The organism is Moorena sp. SIO3B2 (assembly GCF_010692525.1).
Taxonomy (GTDB): Bacteria; Cyanobacteriota; Cyanobacteriia; order Cyanobacteriales; family Coleofasciculaceae; genus Moorena; species Moorena producens.
The window spans coordinates 1-1,829 of the sequence record NZ_JAAHHE010000777.1 but is presented as its reverse complement, the minus strand read 5'-3'; the positions used below and the strand labels follow the sequence as shown (position 1 = coordinate 1,829).

General features: G+C 37.9%; 1 protein-coding gene. It reads left to right on the top strand.

All coding sequences use genetic code 11. The annotated features are described in order from the left end of the window. Positions 1 to 478 precede the first annotated feature (478 nt). A complete protein-coding gene (locus tag F6K38_RS40940; protein ID WP_287360558.1) occupies positions 479 to 1,771 on the top strand; it encodes an FAD-dependent oxidoreductase in 1,293 nt (430 codons plus the stop codon). Positions 1,772 to 1,829: the final 58 nt, after the last annotated feature.

Below are 1,829 nucleotides of genomic sequence, written 5' to 3'. Positions count from 1 at the left end.
TTAGAGCTGATTTGTAAAGATAATATAAAGGGAACTCAATGACGGGCTGATTAGCCTGTAACCTATATAAGGATTATGAGTTGTACACTACCAAAGTGCGAAGCGATGATTTATGGCTCGCTCATTAGTTTAATGACTCGCCGATTAGCTTCTTAAGCTTTTATTTACAAATCAGCTCTTAGATAGACAGGTTGCTGTTTCGACTCCTAGCTAATAGATCTAGAGCACCTAGAGCACTTTTAATCTAACCTGGGGAGAAGGTCAAAGGACAAGCTGTCCAATTGTTGCACGTTCCTGATCAGCTGTGATTCTTTCACTTAACAGTTAATCACTTTGACTTTTTATGATAAAAAAATTATGGGGTGGTTATTGCCCTATTTAAAGATTAGCCTAACTAATGGGAAAGCGGCAAAAATCCCGCCTCGCTTTCCTCACCAGGAAACTATTGCATGATTGGGATGTCAAGGGAGTTTTTGTGATGAAAGTTACAATCATTGGTGCTGGACCAGCTGGTTCCTTACTTGCTCATTACTTGTTACGTCGCGGTCAATACCAAATCGATATCTATGATAGCCGCCCCGATCCCCGAAAAATATCTTTCTCTAAATACAGAACTTTCCCCCTTCTCCTTTCTGAAAGGGGATTGAACGCTTTAAGGAATATCGGATTAGAGGAAGCGGTAAAATCTCATGGAATCGAAAACACGGGCATGATTAATTATTCAAAAAACAGTAAACCTCAGGAATTAGTAAGGAGAAAACCCATCCTGACTATTGACCGTAATACACTGGTAAATACGCTTTTAGAAAAGCTCGAAGAAAAAGACAAAAATCGACAATTCAACATTTACTTCAATTCCAGATGTATCGGAGTAGATTTTAGACATAAGCGCTTGAAATTTAAAAAAGAAACAGAAGAAGAAATTACTGTTGGCTATGACTTATTGTTCGGAGCAGATGGGGTGCGTTCAGTAGTAAGAACTCACTTTCTAAATACAGAAAGGTTCGAGTTTGAACAAAGTTATCTCCATGAGGTATACAAAACAGTTTACTTATCGCGAATTAATGATAAGTTACGAATTAACTTAGAACCAAACAAGCTACACTCATGGAAATTAGAGGATGGTACGCGATTATTAGCCATGCCTCAGCCCGACAATACCCTAAGTTGTGGTCTTGTTTTTAAGCACAAAAAAAATCAAGTAATGGGTATGTCTAGTAAGTCAGAGGTAAGGGAATTTTTTGAGCATAATTTCCCAGAAGTTGCCAAGCTAATGTCTGAATCTGAAGCCGAAGCTTTTGTCAAAAGACCAGCCTGGAACTTCGTGACAATTCGCTGCAATCGTTATCATCAAGGTGATAGTGTATTGATTATTGGAGATGCTGCCCATGCCGTACCCCCAACTATAGCTCAAGGTTGCAATTCAGCTTTAGAAGATGTAATTGTGTTCGATCGCATTTTGGATGAGTATGATGATGACTATACTAAGGCGATACCACAGTTTACAGCTCGCCGGATACGAGATGCTCATACCTTGAAGAACCTGGCTGAGAACAGTATTCCCATATCTAAACCATTATTCTTACAGTTTGTTTTAAGGCGTAAGTTTGCTAGAACAATGAACCAACTTTTTCCCCAGTTTTTTGCACCATTTTTTTTGGATTTAATAGCCGAAACAACGGTTCCTTATTCAGAAATTTTAAAGTCAGCTAAAGATTGGCTTTCTAAAGTCAAAAAATCAAATCATAAAATTTTAGATAGTAGTTACTAAAAACAAAATTGTTCGGTTGTTCATGTGGTTTGATCTCAAGACAAAATATGCGAATTAC